We start from the raw sequence: 17039 nt of genomic DNA, 5'->3' as shown, positions 1-17039 counted from the left end.
GAGCTCAAGCACTGGCAGGGGGAGATTCGCGGCGACGGAACGCAGTGGGTGCGGCGTGCGCCGAACTCTCGGCTGATCACGGGGAGCTGCATCGGGAAGCGCCGAATCTCTGTCGCTTCGCGAGGACCGTCAGTCAGGGAAGGCGGGGGATCACGGGCGGCTGGTACTCCTCCGCGCCGGCGGTGTCACCTGTCGACTGCTGGATAAGCATGCGTAGTGTGCCGAGCAGGTGCTCCTGCACGGCCTTCGCTGCTCCCGCTGGGTTGCCCGCGAGTACCTCGCATGCCGCGCGCATCCCGGCGAACGCCGATTGGAACGCCTCCCGGTGCTCCTGCGGCATCTGCTGGGCGGCGTGGTACGCGGCCGGTGCCTCGAGGAAGATCCGCAACATATAGATCTCCTCGATATCCTGCGTGGAGAGCTTGAGAATCCGCACGCCCTTGCTGCGCTCGAACCGAACCATCCCGTTGCTGGCCAACTGAAGAAGGGCCTCGCGAACCGGGGTACGTGAGACCCCGAGCTGATTGGACAGCTCCACGACCGAGTACAGCGTCCCTGGTGCCAGCTCGCTGGCGAAGTGGGTCATGCCCGCGTTGCCATCATGGCTGATTCTCGTCCCTGCCCCACGCAGCTCTGACCGTGCCGGAAACCGCTGTTGGGCTGCCCGAAGCGCTCGCTGGTCTGCCTGATCCACGGGCCCGGAGAGGCGTCCGACGCCGGCTGGCGGTCGTGGTCACCGCAGCGGTGCGCGCCGAGCTCATACGCGATGGTCTTGTAGCCGTCGACGCCGTACGGATTGGAGCCGGCCGGTGTGTCGGCGAACCCCGGCATGGCCATCCACCCGCGGTCGACGACCCTCGGCAGCCCGCAATGACCAAGTGCGCCAAGGACCGGGGGAACCGTGCCTGCCCACTTCAGGCACTCGTCTTCAGTGGTCGGATGCGCGTGCCCATAGGCAGCAGCGGGAGGTTGAGCCGTTCGGCGAGGGCGGCGACGGACGTCCCGTAGGTCGCGCCCACCCGGACGGCGCCGTCACCGAGGTGGATGATCGCGACGTCGGTGTAGAGCCGGGTGACGCACCGCAGCCCGGTCAGCGGGTAGGTGCACTTCGGCACGAGTTTCGGGGCGCCCTCGCGGTCGAACAGCGACATCATCACGAACACCTGCTTGGCGCCGGTGGCGAGGTCCATGGCTCCGCCGACCGCCGGGATGGCGTCGGGCTCGCCGGTGTGCCAGTTGGCCAGGTCGCCGGCGACCGAGACCTGGAAGGCGCCGAGGACGCAGACGTCGAGGTGACCGCCGCGCATCATCGCAAAGCTGTCGGCGTGGTGGAAGTACGCGCAGCCGGGTGTCTCGACGACGGGGACCTTGCCCGCGTTGACGAGATCCGGATCGACCTCGTCGCCCGTGGCGGCGCGCCCCATGCCGAGCATCCCGTTCTCGGTATGCAGCACGATGGTCTGCTCCGGCCGCAGGTGCTCGGCAACGGTCGTCGGCTGGCCGATGCCGAGGTTCACGTACGAGCCGTCCGGGATGTCGGCCGCGACGATGGCGGCCAACTCGTTGCGTGTCAGCGGGCCACGGTTGAGGTGCTCGACAGGTGCTGGAACAGCAAGGGTCACGGCGTCACCTGCACCACGCGGTCGACGTAGATGCCCGGGGTCACGACGGTCTCGGGGTCCAGGCTGCCTGTGGGCACCACCTGTGTCACCTGGGCGATCGTCAGGGCCGCCGCGCTCGCCATCACGGGTCCGAAGTTGCGCGCCGTCTTCCGGTAGACGAGATTGCCCATGGTGTCCGCGATGTGTGCCTTGACCAGGGCGACGTCGCCGTGTAGAGGAAGCTCGAGCAGGTAGTTGCGACCGTCGATGCACCGGAGCTCCTTGCCCTCGGCCAGCCGCGTGCCGACTCCTGTGGGGCAGTAGAAGGCGCCAATTCCGGCGCCCGCGGCGCGCAGCCGTTCGGCGAGTGTGCCCTGCGGTACCACCTCGAGTTCGACTTGTCCGGCGCGGTACAGCCGGTCGAAGACCCATGAGTCCGCCTGCCGGGGAAAGGAGCAGACGACCTTGCGTACCCGGCCGGCCGCGAGCAGGGCGGCCAAGCCCGTGTCGCCGTTGCCGGCGTTGTTGCTGACGATTGTCAGGTCGCGGGCACCCTGGCGCAGCAGGGCCTCGATCAGCTCGACCGGCTGGCCCGCGCTGCCGAACCCCCCGACGAGGACGGTGGCTCCGTCGGGAACATCGGCCAGCGCCGCGTTGACGTCCACCGTGACGAGGTTGCGTCGACCAACCGTTGCGTCAACCATGGCTGACCCCGATTGTCGCGCGGGCCAGATGCTCGAGCAGGACAGCGTTGACCGCATTGGGCTGCTCGTCGTTGGCCAGATGCGCCGAGCGCGGGACGACGACCAGCCGGCCGGCTCGGACTCCCTGCGCGATGCGCTCGAGGTGTTCGGGCGGCGTGGCCGGGTCGTCCTCGCCGGCGACGGCGAGGACCGGGGCCTCGATCGCGGCGAGGTCCCTACGCAGGTCCATCCCGGCGATCGCCTCGCAGCAGGCGGCGTACCCTTCGGCCGGAGTCGCCGTGACCATCGCTCGCGCTTCGCTCACGCGGCCCGGCTCGGTCTGGTGGAAGGCGGCGGTGTACCAGCGGCTGACGACGGCCTCGGCGACCGCCCGGCTGCCCTCTGCGCGCACCACCGCGGCGCGTTCCAGCCAGGCCCGCGTCGGCTCGAGCCGGGCCGAGGTGCACAGTACGGCGAGGCTGACGACCCGCCCGGGGTCGCGTGCGGCGAGCCGCATGCCGGCCATCCCGCCGAGGGACAGTCCGACGAGGTGGGCGCGCTCGACGTGGTGGCTGTCAAGCAGCGCCAGCAGGTCGTCGGCGAGGTCGTCGATCGAGTAGGGCCCGTCGGGGACGGGAGAGCGTCCGTGGCCGCGCGTGTCGTAGCGGACGACCCGGTACCGGGTCGAGAGAACGCCGACCTGGCGCTCCCACATCTGCAGCGTCGAGCCGAGGGAGTTCGACAGAACGACGACTGGCGCGTCCGTGGCGCCGGAGACCTCGTGGTACAGGGACACAGCGCTCACGAGACCCCCCGAACACCGCGGCGAGGCATTGGCCGCCACCGATGCATCTGGCCCCCAGGCCGTAACGGCTGCCGCGGCGGCGCATCTCGTACACAGTTGTGGCGAGGATGCGCGCCCCGGTGGCACCCGGGTGGCCCAGGGCGGTCCCGGAGCCGTTGGGGTTGAGCCGCTCGTCAACGGGATCGACCTTCCACTCGCGAGGGCACGCGAGCACCTGCACGGCGGAAGCCTCGTTGAGTTCGACGACGTCGATGTCGTCGAGTGTCAGACCGGCACGTCCGAGGGCGGCGGTCGAGGCCGGAGCGGACCCGATGCCCATGCACTCCGGGCTGACACCAGCCTCGGCCCACGCCACCGGACGGAGCAGCGGTCTGAGCCCGACACGCGCGGCCTCGCGCCAGGTAGTGACGACGCACATCGCCACCCCGTCGTTCTGCCCGCTGGCGTTGCCCGCGGTGACGGTGGCCCCGGGGTCGATCGTGGCGGCCACCGGGCACGGCGCCGCGAGCCCGTCCAGCGTGGCGCCCGGGCGTGGGTGCTCGTCCGCGACGACGGCGAACACTCCGCTGAAGGCGCCCACGGCGGAGCGGACCGGCTCGCAGATCACCACGTCGTCCTTCACAAGGGCAGGGTAAGAATTTACGGCTATACGAGAGAAGGACGTTCTCGGGGAGGATTGATACGCCAGGGCTCTGGATCCTCCCGCAGGTGCCCACCTACCCTCCGCGCATGGAGCTCCGTCACCTGCGCTACTTCGTCGCCGTCGCCGAGCAGTGCCATTTTGGGCGAGCCGCCGAACAGCTGCACATTGCCCAGCCACCGCTGTCGCAGCAGATCAAGCAGCTCGAGCGCGAGATCGGCGTCGTCCTCCTGGTCCGCTCGACCCGCAAGGTCGAACTCACTCCGGCCGGCGAACGCTACCTCGACCGAGCCCGGGCGATCCTCGCGGCGGTGGACGCCGCTGGCGACGAGGCCACGCGGATCGCGGCCGGCGAACTGGGGCGGGTGGCGATCGGATTCACCGGCTCGGCGACCTACGAACTCCTGCCCTCGCTGGCCAGGGTCCTGCGCGAGGGCGCCCCTGGTGTGGAACTGGACCTCCGCGGGGAGATGCTCACGCCCGAGCAGGTCGCGGGCCTGCTCGACGGCAGCCTGGACCTCGGGTTTCTCCGCCCGCCGGTGCGGGAGCCCGACCTGCACGTGCGGGTGCTCCGGCGCGAGCCGCTGATCGCGGCGCTCCCGACCGCGCACCCGCTCTCCGACAGGAGTTCCGTACGCCTGTCCGACCTGCGCGGCGAGCCGTTCATCACCTACCCCTCGCACCACCGCTCGGTGGTGTTCGACGCCGTACTCGACGTCTGCCAGCGCGCAGGCTTCCGACCGCAGGTTGCGCACGAGGTGGCCGAGACCTCGACTCTGGTGTCGTTCGTGGCCGCGGGCCTGGGCGTCGCACTCGTCCCGGCGTCGGTACGGCATCTTCGGATCACCGGCGCGCATTACCTGCCGCTTGCCGGCACGACGCAGGAGGTCGAGTTGGCGGTGGCGACCCGGGCCGCAGAGAGCGGCCCCCTCGTCGAGCGCATACTCGCCCGGACCCGCTCGTTCCTCGGGGGGACCTGGACCCGCTGACCGCCAACGCGGACCAAGACGTTCAGCCTCTGGATCTTGCGGGATCAAGTCCTTCACGAAACGAGTTTGGAGATGTGAGCCTCCTCTCATCGCACCCTCACCCGTCGAGGTCGCGAGGATCAGGAGGACAGGTGGACACCATCGCACCCGTTCGCCCCGCGCTCGTTCCGGCCGCTCCATCCCGGACGCCCGTTGCGCCGGCCGCGACGACCACGCCCGCCAGCTCGAAGCTGCTCTTCACCGGCCGCGCCGCCCGCGCACCGGAAGCCCGCTCTTTGCCCGCCACCCGAGGCTCGTGCCGATTTTCGGCGCCGATCCCGGCTCGGCCTGAGAAGGCCCTGCCGTGACCCCGTTCATGACTGCCGTCCAAGCCCTCCTCGACGGCCAGGATGCCCCGACCCCCGAGACCCAGCCGAGCGCTGCCGAGCCGGTGGCTCGCGCAACCGACACCCAGGTGCTCGTCCGCTCCCTCGCCGAGCAGCTCGTCAGCGAGGCCAACTCCGTGCTCGCCGCCCACGACCGCAGCATCGATCTCGTCGACGAGGCCGGTCCCGGCGCCCTCGCCTTCACCCTCGCCTGCGCCGGACGCTGGGCGCGCGTACGGACCGTCGTCGACGGCCGCACCGCGCTCGCCGAGCTCGTCGGCCCCGACGGGCGTACCGAGGCCGAGCCGCGGCGGCTCGCCTCCGAAGACGAGTTGCGGGCCCTCCTGCTCTCCCTCATAGCTCCGGCCCGCGTCAACCGACCCCACCACTGACCCGCCACCGACTATCGGAGACCACCGTGCAGTACGAACTGCGATATCAGGTCATCGAGCCCGTTCGGCAGACCTACCAGAACGTCATCGACCGCCTCGGCGACCAGCCAGCCAACCGTTACCTGGAGGCCACCCTCGACATCGAGCCGCGGGAGAACTTCCACTACCGGCCCACGTGGGCGCAGGACCGCGAGCTCTACGACGAGCGGTTCTCCGACCTGCGCCTGACCGACCCTTATGCGTTCACCGACCCCCGCCAGTACTACTACACGCCGTACGTCACCAAGCGTGCGGCGGCGCACGAGGAGTTCGGCAAGACTCTGACCTACCTCGAGGGACGCGACCTGCTCGCCCGGATGCCCGCGCCGTGGCGCGCCGTGCTCGCCACCGTCGTCGTGCCGCTGCGCCACTACGAGAGCGGCGCCCAGCTCGTGACCGTCGCCGGTTCCCGCTTCGCCTACGGCACGTCGCTGGAACAGTGCTGCACCTTTGCCGCGTTCGACCGCATCGGCAACGCGCAGATGCTCTCCCGCGTCGGCATCGCGCTCGCCAGCGGGAGCGCCGAGGTGCTGCGGAACGCCAAGCTCGAGTGGCTCGACGGCGAGCACTTGCAGCCGCTGCGCCGCTTGGTCGAGGAGATCATGGTCCTCGACGACTGGGCCGTCGCCTTGCTCGCCGTCGACGCCGTCGACAAGCTCGTGTACCCGCGGCTGTTCGCTGGGCTCGACGAGGCTGCGCTCACCGGCGGGGCGGGCGCGTACTCGCTGTTCGCTCAACACCTGACGGCCTGGTTCACCGACCAGCGCAAGTGGCTCGATGCGCTGACGAAGGCCTGGCGTCAGGACCCGCAGCATGGGGAGCGCAACGCCGCCGTGCTCGACGCAGCCGATGCGACCTGGGGCGCTCGGGCCCTTGAGGCCGTCGACGCGATCACCGCCGTCGTTGACGACAGGCTCGGCACCGGCCACTCCTCCACCTCCGCCGCGATCCCCGGAGAGGCCCGATGAGCCACACCCTGCGCCAGGTCGGCATCGACCTGCAAGATTCCGAGGAGAACCGCGCCCTCATCGAGGCGATCCGCGTGGACAACGCCGAACTCACCGTCCGCCACCTGCCGGGGCTGGTCAAGCTCCAGGCGGCGGGCCAGATCGTAATCAACCGGGAGACGGTCGAGAACAGGCTCGGCCGCGAGTGGGAAACCGGCGAGCTGCAGCTGGCTCTCGTCTCCTACGCCGGCAACTTCTCAGAGTGGGACGACGACCGCGTCGTCGTCCGGTGGGAGCACTGACGACACCATGACGATGCAGCAGAACGCCCCCTCGTATGGCGCCAGGCCAGCCCGCAAGCTTCCGATGAAGGAACGCTACTCGCTGCTCACCCGCGACCTTGATTGGGAGCCGAGCTACGTCCCACGGGAGAAGCTCTACCCGTTCACGTCCTACGAGGGCATCAAGGTCCACGACTGGGACGGCTGGGAGGACCCCTTCAGGCTCACCGTCGACGCCTATTACAAGTACCAGGCGGAAAAGGACAAGCGGCTCTACGCCGTCCTCGACGGCTTCGCGCAGAGCCAGGGCCACCTCACGCTGTCCGACGCCAGCTACCTCAACGCCATCAAGCTCTTCATCCAGGGCGTGACCCCGCTGGAGTACGCCGCTCACCGGCACTTCGCCTACCTCGCCCGCTACCTTGAGGGCCCCGCGCCGCGCTTCGCGGCGCTGTGCCAGAGCGTCGACGAGCTGCGCCACTGCCAGACGCAGATCCACACGATCAGCAACTACAACAAGTACTACTCGGGCTTCCACTCCTGGTCGAAGATGCACGACCGGGTCTGGTACCTGTCGGTGCCGAAGTCGCTGTTCGACGACGCCATGAGCGCCGGGCCGTTCGAGTTCCTCATCTCGATCTCGTTCAGCTTCGAGTACCTGCTCACCAACCTTCTCTTCGTGCCGTTCATGAGTGGCGCAAGCTTCAACGGCGACATGCCGACGATGTCGTTCGGGTTCTCCGCCCAGTCCGACGAGAGCCGGCACATGACGCTCGGCCTGGAGGCGATCAAGTTCCTGCTCGAGCAGGACGAGGACAACGTGCCGATCATCCAGGACTGGATCGACAAGTGGTTCTGGCGGGCGTACCGGATGTCCGCGCTGGTCGCCGCGATGATGGACTACATGCTCCCCAGGCCGGTGATGAGCTGGAAGGAGGCTTTCGAGCTCTACTTCGAGGACCAGATGCTCGGCGGGCTCTTCCCGGACCTGGAGTTCTACGGCATCAAGCCGCCGCGCCACGTGCAGCAGGCGATCGCCGAGAAGGACCGGCTCAGCCACGAGGTCTACAAGATTCTCCACAACTTCTCGTTCGCCGCGGCCTTCACCACCTCGACACCGACGCAGGACCACATGCGCTGGCTGTCGGAGCAGTACCCCGAGACGTTCGACCGCTACTACCGACCGGTGTGGGAAAAGCACGAGCGCATCGAGGCCGCCGGCGGCCGCGCATTCGTCATGGGCCTGCCGCAGCTGTGCCAGGTCTGCCAGATCCCGATGGCCTTCACCGAGGCCGACGACCCCAGCCGGATCTCGTACCGCCGCTCGCAGTTCCGCGCCGAGACGTTCCACACCTGCAGCGACGGATGTCAGTGGATCTTCGAGCGGGAGCCCGAGAAGTACGTCCAGGCGTGGCTGCCGGTGCACCAGATCTACCAGGGCAACTGCGGCGGGCCGACCGTCCCCGACGTGCTGGCGTGGTACGGCATCCAGGAGGGCGACAACGGCGAGTTCAAGGGCTCCCGCGACGCACTCGCGTGGACCGCGTGGCACGCGGAAGGAACAACCGGCAGCAGCAACGGCGTGGCGAAGGAGGTATGACGGTGGCGGTCAAGGCACTGTACGACTACGACTTTCCCTCGGCCGACCGCGCGGAGCTGTTCGGCGACGACCAGCTCGTCTACGTGCACTGGGACGGCAATCCGTTCTTCTGCTCCGCGGCGGCGTTCCGGGTCCCGCGGACGATGCCGTTCGGGACGTTCGTCAGCGACGTCGTCGGACCGTGGGCGGCGTCCGACCCGGACTTCGACCCCGCGACGGTCGGCGGCTGGCGCCTGTTCGACGACGAGATCCACGCCTCCCCGCACGCGTCCCTGGCCGACCTGGGAGTCGGACACAAGGGCCTGCTCCACTTCAGCACCGTCCCGGCAGCCTGAGGACGGAGCATCCATGACCACCACGTACACCGTCCGCGTCGAGCCGCTGGGGGCGGAGGTGAGCTGCCGGGAGGACCAGACCGTCCTCGATGCTTGTCTTCGCGAGGGCGTCTGGCTCCCGCACGCCTGCACCCACGGCACGTGCGGCACGTGCAAGGCCATCGTGCTCGACGGCGACATTGACCTCGGCAGCGCCTCGCCGTTCGCGCTGCTGGACAGCGAGCGGGAGGAGGGCTGCGCGCTGCTGTGCGTGGCCCGTCCCCGCGGCGACCTCGTCGTCGAAGGCGAGGTCGACATCGAGGACGGGGTCGAAGTCCACCCCGTCCGGGACCACCGAGGACGGGTGGTAACGCTCGAGGAGGTCGCCCCTGACGTCCGCCGCGTGGTGCTCGATCTCACCCGGCCCATGCCGTTCAACGCCGGACAGTACGTGCAGCTCGTGCTGCCCGGCGGCGACACCCGCCCGTACTCGATCGCCAACAGCCCCTCGGACCCGCGGCGCATCGAGCTGCACGTGCGCCGCCATCCGGGCGGCGCGGCCACCGACCGCTGGGTATTCAAGGATCTCGCCGTCGGCGACGAGGTCGCCCTGTCCGGGCCGTACGGGACGTTCTCGTGGCGGCCGGCGCGGGACAAGCCGGTGCTGCTCGTCGGCACCGGCACGGGGCTGGCCCCGCTGGCCTCGATCCTCGCGCAGCTGGGCGAGACCGCCGCGACGGCAGGCTGGGAGCACGAGGTGGTGCTGTACCACGGCGTCGCCACGAAGGATGGGCTCTACGACCGCGAGAGGTATGAGCGGCTCCAGCAGGAGCTGCCCTGGTTCTCCTACCGGCCAGCGGTCTCACGCGAGCCGGTGAACGGCCGGCAGGGCCGGGTGACCGACCTGCTCGCCAAGGACTTCCCGCGCGCCTCCGGACGCGTGGCATACCTCTGCGGCAGCCCTCGGGCGGTCGAGGACACGATGAAGGTGCTGATGCGGGCCCGGCTGTTCCCACGCGACATCCTCCGCGAAGGCTTCTTCGACTCCGCGGACCGTGCCTCGGGCACGCACGTCGTCCGCAGCCCGCTGATCCGACGCTGAGCCGGCCCGCTCCCGAGAGGAAGGACACTCGTGAAGATCACCTCGGTCGAGGCGATTCCCTACGCGATCCCCTACCAGAAGCCGCTGCGCTTCGCCAGCGGCGAAGTGCACGTCGCCCAACACGTGCTGGTCCGGGTGCGGACCAGTGACGGCGTCGTGGGGAACGCCGACGCCCCACCTCGACCGTTCACCTACGGTGAGACGCAGACCTCGGTCCGCTCCGTCATCACCGACGTCTTCGGCCCGGCGATTGAGGGCCTGTCGGTGCTCGAGCGCGAGGTCGCCCTGGCCCGGATGAACCGCACGGTCGGAAACCCGGTCGCCAAGGCCGCCGTGGACATGGCGATCTGGGACGCCCTCGGCCAAAGCCTCGGGGTGTCGGTGAGTGAGCTGCTCGGCGGTTGGACCGACCGGGTGCGGGTCGCGCACATGGTCGGCTTCGCTCCGCCCGCCGAGATGGTCGCAGAAGCCGAGCGCATCCGCGACCGCTACGGGGTCACGACCTTCAAGGTGAAGGTGGGTCGGGCCCCGTTCACCGACGACGTGACGGCGTGCCAGGCACTGCGTGAGGCCCTCGGCCCCGACGTCGAACTCTACATCGACGGCAACCGCGGGTGGACACCGCGCGAGGCCGCCCGCGCGCTTCGGGCCATGGAGGACCTCGACCTCACCTTCGCCGAGGAGCTGTGCCCGGCCGACGACGTGCTCGGCCGGCGCTGGCTGGTGCGGCAGAGCCGCATCCCGTTCTTCGCCGACGAGAGCGTTGCGCGTCCGAGTGAGGTCACTCGCGAGCTGCTCGGCGGTTCGGCCAACGGCATCAGCATCAAGACATCCCGAACGGGCTTCACCGTCAGCCAGCGGCTCGTCGGCCTGTGCGAGGGCCTCGGCGCGGACGTCGTCGTCGGCAACCAGATCGACAGCCAACTCGGATCGCTGTGCGCGGCGGCTTTCGCCGCCGCCTTCCCACTCACCGCACGCCGGGCCGCGGAACTGTCGAACTTCCTTGACATGACCGACGACCTGCTTGCCGAGCCGCTGCAGATCACCGACGGCCACCTCCGGGTCCGCCAAGGACCCGGCCTTGGCCAGGAGATCGACGAGGGCAAGCTCGCCCGCTACCGCCAGGACCGCTGACGCCCGTGCCTCCCACTTCGACAACCCACACCCCGACCGCCGACCCGCCCGCCAGGGACCGTGCACGCAGAAAGGCACCGACATGACCGACCAGCTCACCGAGTTCGACGCGACCGCCGCCGGAACCGGCGCGAACGCCACGAAGATGTTCCAGGTCAAGACCCGCGAGGCGACCACGGTCGACCACGCCCGGGTCGCAGCCGTGGCCGGCGACGCCTTCGCGGCTCTGCACAAGGTCATCCATCAGCACCGAGTCACTTATGCCGAGTACGACGCGCTGAAGAGCTGGCTCATCCGGGTCGGTGAGGACGGCGAATGGCCGCTGTTCCTCGACGTGTTCGTCGAGCACGTCGTCGAGGAGGTGGTCAACGCCGACCGCGCGGGCAGCAAGGGCAGCATCGAGGGCCCGTTCTACATCCCCGGTGCCCCGAGCGAGGTCGGCTCGACCACCCTGCCGATGCGAGACGACGAACCTGGCACGCCGCTGCTGTTCCAGGGCCAGGTTCGCGGCGTCGACGGCGCCCCGCTGCCGGGCGCGACCGTCGAGCTCTGGCACGCCGACGCCAACGGCTTCTACTCCCGGTTCGCCCCCGGCCTGCCAGAATGGAATCTGCGTGGCGTCGTCCTCGCCGACCCGGAGGGCCGCTTCGCCTTCCGCACCGTCAAGCCCGCGCCATATCAGATCCCGCACGACGGGGCGACCGGCCAGCTCATCGAAGCCGCTGGCTGGCACGCGTGGCGCCCGGCGCACTTGCACCTGAAGGTGTTCGCCTCCGGCCACCATTCCGTCACCACCCAGCTCTACTTCGATGGCGGCGACTACAACGACTCCGACATCGCGTCCGCGGTCAAGCCGGACCTGATCATCGCACCCACCCCACGCGCCGACGGCGCCAGCGAGGAGGTCACCTACGACTTCGTGCTCGACCGCTTCTGAGCGCACGGGCCGACCAGGAACGCACGAAGCGACCCGGAGGGAGGCGGGAGCGACATGCTCTTCGCCGTGACAATGGACGTCGAGCTACCGCGCGACATGCCGGTCGACGAGCGGGCCGAGCTGCTCGCGCGAGAAAAGGCGTACAGCCAGGAGCTGCAGCGGGCCGGCAAGTGGCCGCACATCTGGCGGGTCGCCGGCCACTACGCAAACGTCAGCGTCTTCGACGTTGCCGACAACGACGAGCTGCACGCCCTGCTGTCGGGTCTGCCGCTGTTCCCGTACCTGCGAATCCAGGTGACCGCGCTGGCCGCCCACCCCTCCGACGTTCGTCTCACCGGCGTGGTGGGCGGCGAAGACGACGACCCACGGTAGGAGAGGATCTGCTGCTCGCTTGGCCCCGCGCCGGAAGCCCGGGTCATCGCTGTGACGATCCGGGCTTCCGTCCGACCCCGGTTCGGGGCCCGGCGGTCGTAGGAGGGCCGCTCGACTGCCTGGGTCCTGCTGGGGAACCCGTTGCATGCGCCGGACGACGCCCGTCGGCGGGGCGCCGTGGTTTGCGCGGGCAGCGCGTCGCCGCCGCGCCATATACGTACTGGCAAGTTGTCACCGGGCTCCGCGACGCACCGACGGACACGTACTTCGCAGCACGTCGTGACGATCGAAGGTAGTCGGCCCGCGGCGCCGGACGTTCGTGGGCGACCCCTGCCATGACGGTACCGCTCGCTGCAACCGGTGCCTTGGCGGCATGAAACGTCGCGTCAGCCGAGCCGGCCACCGCGCACATCGCCGAGCGGGATGGCACCGGCAAGGCGCAGTCCGCGTTGTGTATCGATTCATGTCGATCATCCGACACGAACCCCGGTGGTTCGACTGCCGCTGAGGGCCGGCCCGTCCTTCGATGCGTGAGAACTGCGCAGTGATGGCGGTGCGGTGAGGCGCGAACGGGTCCCGACGGTTCCCCGTTTGCCCCCCGAGAACCCTGTCCCAACGCTCACGATCAGTGACAAAAGGAGATTGGCGCCTGGCTGCATCTGTGCAGGTAAACAACCACTTGCGCCAAGCAATGACAGACTTGGAGTGGCTACGGTCGGTAACAAGGGGTTTGGTATCCAATGACAAACCCTGAAGAGGGCTCGACAAGAGGCTGTCCTGGGTTCAAGTCTCCTCGTTCCCAGGAGGGCTGCCTCGGTGATTGCTCCACAGTCACGGTAGCCGGTGCATGCAGGAGAGCGGAGATGGGGTTTCGCGTGGCGGTAGTCGTGGATGAGCCCACCGAGCACATCGACCCGTTCGATATGCCCGAGCGTCTGCGTGCGCGGGTCGGCGTTACCCGCTGATGGAACGGGCACGTCGAGGTCGTTGCCGCGGCGCGGCCGAGCCGTGTTGTCGTGCCGGATGTAGTTGGTCAGGACGCGTTCGAGGTGGCGGCGGTTGCAGATCAAAACCCAGTCAAGACACTCGGTCCGCGCGGTGCGTGTCCAGCGTCGCGCGTAGGCGTTGGCCTTCGGCGCTCGCGGTGGTGTCTGGAGCACCTGGATGCCCGGCCGCGGTGAACACGCGATCGAACGTGCCGTCGCGATCCCGGATCAGGAAGCGGAACCGGTGGGCGTGCTCGTCGAGGTCCATGAGCGGGTTGCGGGCGGCTTCGGTGACTCAGGCGCCGGTGGGGTGAACGGAGTTCCCGGCCAGGTGCACCCGGCGGTGTTCGAGTCCGGTGATGAAGAACACGTACAGCCTGGTGAGGCCGATGTCCCGACGGTGAGGAAGTCGCTGGCGAGCGTTCCGGCGGCCTGGGTTCGCAGGAACTGCGTCCCCGGCGGGCCGCCGCGCCGGGGTTTCGGTCTCAGGTGGTGGCGGCGCAGAATGGTGCGTACCGCGGTCGCCGATACACGTATGCCGAGTTTGCGGCACTCGTCGACGATACGGATGTATCCCCAGCCTGGGGTTTCTCGGGCCAGCCGCAGCACGAGGTCGACCACCTCTGGGTCCAACCCTTGGCAACGTCGACCACGGGAGGTTGGGCCGGCGATCGCGGGGGGAGTAGCTTCGCCAGGCTCGCGAGGATCATCCGGTCGGCGGCCGTGTAGCAGGGCCCGCGCTACCTGCCGACGTAGCACCATCAGTTGGTGGCGGAGCACCGCGATCTCAACGTCCTTTGCGTTCGGCAAGGAGCCCAGACCGACCAGACTGAAGGCACAGGGGACAGCACACTTGAATTCATACGTTCTGCGGGAATCCCAGGTTGATGCCGCCGTGGCTAGGGTCGAGCCAGCGCGTGGTGATCGCCTTTTCGCGGGTGAAGAACCGGAAGCCGTCCACCCCGTACGCCTTGGCATCGCCGAACATCGACTCCTTCCAGCCGCCGAAGGAGTGATAGGCCACCGGCACCGGGATCGGTACGTTGATGCCGACCATGCCCACCTCGACTTCGGCCTGGAACCGTCGGGCGGCGCCACCATCGTGCGTGAAGATCGCGGCGCCGTTGCCGAAGGCTCCGGAGTTGACCAGCGCGAGGCCCTCATCGTACGAATTCACCCGTACGACGGACAGCACCGGGCCGAAGATCTCATCGGTGTAGGCGCGCGAGGTGGTCGGTACCCGGTCGAGCAGGGTCGGCCCTAACCAGAAGCCCTCCGGCGCGCCGTCGGCGATCACATCACGGCCGTCGACCACCACGGTCGCTCCGTCCTGCGCCGCGACATCGATGTAGGACGCGACCTTGTCACGGTGCTCGCGGCTGATCAGCGGCCCCATGTCGCAGCCACGCCGGCCGTCCCCGGTGCGCAGTTTGCTCATGCGCTCGGTGACCTTGGCGATCAGAGCGTCGGCTACTGGCTCCACCGCCACCACGACACTGATCGCCATGCACCGCTCGCCCGCCGAGCCGAAGCCGGCGTTTACCGCGGCGTCGGCGACCAGATCGAGGTCGGCGTCAGGCAGCACCAGCATGTGGTTCTTGGCGCCGCCGAGGGCCTGCACCCGCTTCCCATTGGCCGCCGCGGCCTGGTAGATGTATCGAGCGATCGGCGTCGAACCGACGAACGAGACGGAGGTGACACCGGGGTGCTCCAGTAAACCGTCTACGGCCGCCCGGTCGCCGTGCAGCACGTTGAACACCCCGTCTGGCAACCCAGCCTCGGCCAGCAGCCGCGCCAGCCAGATCGCTGCTGACGGGTCCTTTTCGCTGGGCTTGAGTACCACGGAATTCCCCGCAGCCAGCGCGATCGGGAGGAACCACATCGGCACCATGGCCGGGAAGTTGAACGGGCTGATGATCGCGGCCACGCCGATCGGCTGGCGAAGCGAGTGCACGTCCACTCCGGTAGAGACGTTGTACGTGTAGTCGCCCTTGAGTACCTCGGGGAAGCTGAGCGCGAACTCGAGGACTTCCTGGCCGCGTACGATCTCGCCGAGCGCGTCGGAGAGCACCTTGCCGTGCTCGTTGGTGATGATTTCCGCGAGCTCGTTCTTGCGGGCGTTGAGCAGCTCGCGGAACGCGAACAGCACCGACTGACGCTTGGCGATGGACGTGTCGCGCCATCCGGGGTACGCGGACGCTGCGGCGGCCACCGCGACGTCGACCTCGGCGGCGTCAGCGAGCAGCACGGAGGCGCGCTGGGTGCCGAGCGCTGGGTCGTAGACCGGTCCAAGCCGGGATTCCCCGGAGTCGTACTCCTTCCCGCCGATCCAGTGGACAATGCGTTCCGACATGTGAGTCTCAGCCCTTCTTTCGATGGTCAATCGGCTGGGGCCATCACGACGACGGCCCGACCGGTGATCTCGCCGGGCGCCAGCGCCTGGTAGACCCTCGGCCAACAGTGCATCCGATCTACGCGCCGGTGTTGGCCGCGGGGCGATCGCGATCGGCCCTGTGCCTGACCGCGTCGACAGCTCTGCTAGGAGCCGGGTTCGGCACCAGCACCGCGTCGACGATCACACGTATCGGCGCAGCAGGACGGTGGCGACGCACGCGGGTTTCGGATTGCCTTCGATTTCGATCGTGGCGGTGATTCGCATCTGGATGCCGCCGGTGACGTCGGTGACCTCGTCGATCACGGCTGTTGCCCGGACGCGGCTGCCTACCAGAACGGGAGCCGGGAAGCGGACCTTCTCGCAGCCGTAGTTCACACCCATCGTGAAGCCGCGGATCTCGACGATTTGCGGAAGGAGCAGGGGGATCAGGGACAGTGTCAGGTAGCCGTGCGCGATCGGCCCGCCAAACGCGCTGTCCCGCGTGGCCCGTGCCACGTCGACGTGGATCCACTGGTTGTCCCCGGTCGCGTCGGCGAACTTGTTCACCCGGTCCTGGGTGATGAGTTCCCACCCACTGGGCCCGAGCGCTGTTTCGACGAGTGCCCGGACGCCGTCTGCGCCGGTGATCACGGTGGCCGGCATGGCTCCTCCTGACTGTCGATGACATGCCCGTGATGCGGCGTGGCTCAGGCCTTCGGCCCGCCGGCCACGTAGATGACCTGTCCGGAGACGAACCCGGCACCTTCGCTGACCAGGAAGGAGACGGCGTGCGCGATGTCCTGGGGTTGCCCGGCGCGACCTACGGGGGTCTGCTTCGCGCGGGTGGCGAGGTAGGTGTCCCAGTCCGCACCGAGACGGTCGGCGGTCGCTTTCGTCATGTCACTGACGATGAAGCCGGGGGCGATGCAGTTCGCGGTCACGCCGAACTTGCCGAGCTCGATGGCGAGCGTCTTGGTGAAGCCCTGCAGGCCCGCCTTTACCGTCGAGTAGTTGGACTGGCCGCGATTGCCGAGCGCGGAGGTGCTCGAGATGTTGACGATGCGGCCGAACCTCGCGTCCACCATGTGTTTCTGCACGGCTCTGGTCATGAGGAAGGATCCGCGCAGGTGCACGTTGACGACGGTGTCCCAGTCATCCACGGTCATCTTGAACAGCAGGTTGTCCCGGGTCACGCCGGCGTTGTTGACCAGGACGGTCGGGGCACCGAGTTCGGTGGTGATCTGGTTGACCGCGGCGGTGACCTGCTCGGGATCGGAAACGTCGGCGCCGACCGCAAGCGCGCGGCCGCCGTGAGACCCGATCACGTCTACAGTGGACGCCACGGCTGACTCGTCGAGGTCCAGCACCGCGACCGCGAATCCGTCCGCCGCCAGTCGTTGCGCTGTCGCGGCGCCGATTCCGCGGGCCGAGCCGGTGACCACCGCGACGCGGGGGGAATCACTCATGTTAGCTCTCTC

General features: G+C 68.8%; 20 protein-coding genes and 1 pseudogene. 10 read left to right on the top strand and 11 right to left on the bottom strand.

Annotated elements, in window-relative coordinates; translation table 11 throughout:
• Positions 1-133: 133 nt before the first annotated feature.
• The 6 genes and pseudogenes from ACN26Y_RS25085 to ACN26Y_RS25060 form a co-directional block, all read right to left on the bottom strand.
• Positions 134-586 (bottom strand): GntR family transcriptional regulator, encoded by a 453-nt coding sequence (locus tag ACN26Y_RS25085; protein WP_155332616.1) that lies wholly within the window; start codon positions 584-586, stop codon positions 134-136.
• A complete protein-coding gene (locus tag ACN26Y_RS25080) occupies positions 583-831 on the bottom strand; it encodes a hypothetical protein (protein WP_155332615.1) in 249 nt (82 codons plus the stop codon). The genes ACN26Y_RS25085 and ACN26Y_RS25080 overlap by 4 nt, the downstream gene beginning before the upstream one ends.
• Before the next feature lie 83 nt (positions 832-914).
• The gene (locus ACN26Y_RS25075) at positions 915-1622 is read right to left on the bottom strand and encodes a 3-oxoacid CoA-transferase subunit B (RefSeq protein WP_155332614.1); all 708 of its coding nucleotides are present in this window, start codon (positions 1620-1622) and stop codon (positions 915-917) included.
• Positions 1619-2305, bottom strand: coding sequence for a 3-oxoacid CoA-transferase subunit A (locus ACN26Y_RS25070; RefSeq protein WP_155332613.1), 687 nt, complete (start codon positions 2303-2305; stop codon positions 1619-1621). Before ACN26Y_RS25070 ends, ACN26Y_RS25075 begins: the two co-directional genes overlap by 4 nt.
• Positions 2298-3089: a 3-oxoadipate enol-lactonase gene (gene pcaD, locus ACN26Y_RS25065; protein WP_155332612.1), complete on the bottom strand. Its 792-nt coding sequence runs from the start codon at positions 3087-3089 to the stop codon at positions 2298-2300. Before pcaD ends, ACN26Y_RS25070 begins: the two co-directional genes overlap by 8 nt.
• Positions 3090-3111: 22 nt before the next feature.
• A pseudogene (locus ACN26Y_RS25060) lies at positions 3112-3507 on the bottom strand (acetyl-CoA C-acyltransferase); the annotation flags it as partial.
• A gap of 311 nt (positions 3508-3818) precedes the next feature.
• On the opposite strand from ACN26Y_RS25060, the gene ACN26Y_RS25055 reads away from it, so the two are divergent.
• The 10 genes from ACN26Y_RS25055 to catC all read left to right on the top strand — a co-directional run bounded on the left by ACN26Y_RS25055 (position 3819) and on the right by catC (position 12201).
• The gene (locus ACN26Y_RS25055) at positions 3819-4718 is read left to right on the top strand and encodes a LysR family transcriptional regulator (protein WP_155332610.1); all 900 of its coding nucleotides are present in this window, start codon (positions 3819-3821) and stop codon (positions 4716-4718) included.
• 355 nt (positions 4719-5073) lie between these two features.
• Positions 5074-5475 carry a hypothetical protein gene (locus ACN26Y_RS25050; protein ID WP_230688766.1) on the top strand — a complete coding sequence of 134 codons (402 nt, stop codon included), beginning with the start codon at positions 5074-5076 and terminating at the stop codon, positions 5473-5475.
• Positions 5476-5501: 26 nt separating this feature from the next.
• The gene (locus tag ACN26Y_RS25045; RefSeq protein ID WP_155332608.1) at positions 5502-6482 is read left to right on the top strand and encodes a phenol 2-monooxygenase; all 981 of its coding nucleotides are present in this window, start codon (positions 5502-5504) and stop codon (positions 6480-6482) included.
• A complete protein-coding gene (locus ACN26Y_RS25040) occupies positions 6479-6763 on the top strand; it encodes an MmoB/DmpM family protein (RefSeq protein ID WP_155332607.1) in 285 nt (94 codons plus the stop codon). Before ACN26Y_RS25045 ends, ACN26Y_RS25040 begins: the two co-directional genes overlap by 4 nt.
• A 7-nt stretch (positions 6764-6770) precedes the next feature.
• Positions 6771-8342, top strand: coding sequence for a YHS domain-containing protein (locus tag ACN26Y_RS25035; RefSeq protein WP_155332606.1), 1572 nt, complete (start codon positions 6771-6773; stop codon positions 8340-8342).
• Positions 8343-8344: 2 nt separating this feature from the next.
• Positions 8345-8677 carry a phenol hydroxylase subunit P4 gene (locus tag ACN26Y_RS25030; protein ID WP_155332605.1) on the top strand — a complete coding sequence of 111 codons (333 nt, stop codon included), beginning with the start codon at positions 8345-8347 and terminating at the stop codon, positions 8675-8677.
• Between the two features lie 13 nt (positions 8678-8690).
• A complete protein-coding gene (locus tag ACN26Y_RS25025) occupies positions 8691-9758 on the top strand; it encodes an NADH:ubiquinone reductase (Na(+)-transporting) subunit F (protein WP_422733627.1) in 1068 nt (355 codons plus the stop codon).
• 30 nt (positions 9759-9788) lie between these two features.
• Positions 9789-10892, top strand: a complete 1104-nt coding sequence (locus ACN26Y_RS25020; RefSeq protein ID WP_155332603.1) for a mandelate racemase/muconate lactonizing enzyme family protein — start codon at positions 9789-9791, stop codon at positions 10890-10892.
• Between the two features lie 82 nt (positions 10893-10974).
• Positions 10975-11829: a catechol 1,2-dioxygenase gene (catA, locus tag ACN26Y_RS25015; protein ID WP_422733626.1), complete on the top strand. Its 855-nt coding sequence runs from the start codon at positions 10975-10977 to the stop codon at positions 11827-11829.
• 66 nt (positions 11830-11895) lie between these two features.
• Positions 11896-12201: a muconolactone Delta-isomerase gene (catC, locus tag ACN26Y_RS25010; protein ID WP_370463273.1), complete on the top strand. Its 306-nt coding sequence runs from the start codon at positions 11896-11898 to the stop codon at positions 12199-12201.
• Positions 12202-12671: 470 nt separating this feature from the next.
• Here catC and ACN26Y_RS25005 read toward each other — a convergent pair whose 3' ends face one another.
• From ACN26Y_RS25005 to fabG, 5 genes are all read right to left on the bottom strand, one after another.
• Complete coding sequence (locus ACN26Y_RS25005; RefSeq protein WP_422733625.1) at positions 12672-13361, bottom strand: integrase core domain-containing protein; 690 nt, start codon at positions 13359-13361, stop codon at positions 12672-12674.
• Complete coding sequence (locus ACN26Y_RS25000; protein ID WP_230689156.1) at positions 13279-13455, bottom strand: hypothetical protein; 177 nt, start codon at positions 13453-13455, stop codon at positions 13279-13281. The genes ACN26Y_RS25005 and ACN26Y_RS25000 overlap by 83 nt, the downstream gene beginning before the upstream one ends.
• Before the next feature lie 591 nt (positions 13456-14046).
• A complete protein-coding gene (locus ACN26Y_RS24995) occupies positions 14047-15540 on the bottom strand; it encodes a CoA-acylating methylmalonate-semialdehyde dehydrogenase (RefSeq protein ID WP_155332600.1) in 1494 nt (497 codons plus the stop codon).
• Positions 15541-15762: 222 nt separating this feature from the next.
• The gene (locus ACN26Y_RS24990) at positions 15763-16224 is read right to left on the bottom strand and encodes a MaoC family dehydratase (protein WP_422733624.1); all 462 of its coding nucleotides are present in this window, start codon (positions 16222-16224) and stop codon (positions 15763-15765) included.
• A 44-nt stretch (positions 16225-16268) separates the two neighbouring features.
• The gene (gene fabG, locus ACN26Y_RS24985; protein ID WP_155334284.1) at positions 16269-17027 is read right to left on the bottom strand and encodes a 3-oxoacyl-ACP reductase FabG; all 759 of its coding nucleotides are present in this window, start codon (positions 17025-17027) and stop codon (positions 16269-16271) included.
• Between the last annotated feature and the right edge of the window lie 12 nt (positions 17028-17039).

It is taken from the genome of Micromonospora sp. WMMD558 (assembly GCF_049315255.1).
Lineage (GTDB): Bacteria > Actinomycetota > Actinomycetes > Mycobacteriales > Micromonosporaceae > Micromonospora.
Note: the sequence above shows the minus strand (reverse complement) of the source record. Positions and strands in the feature narration are given on the sequence as shown.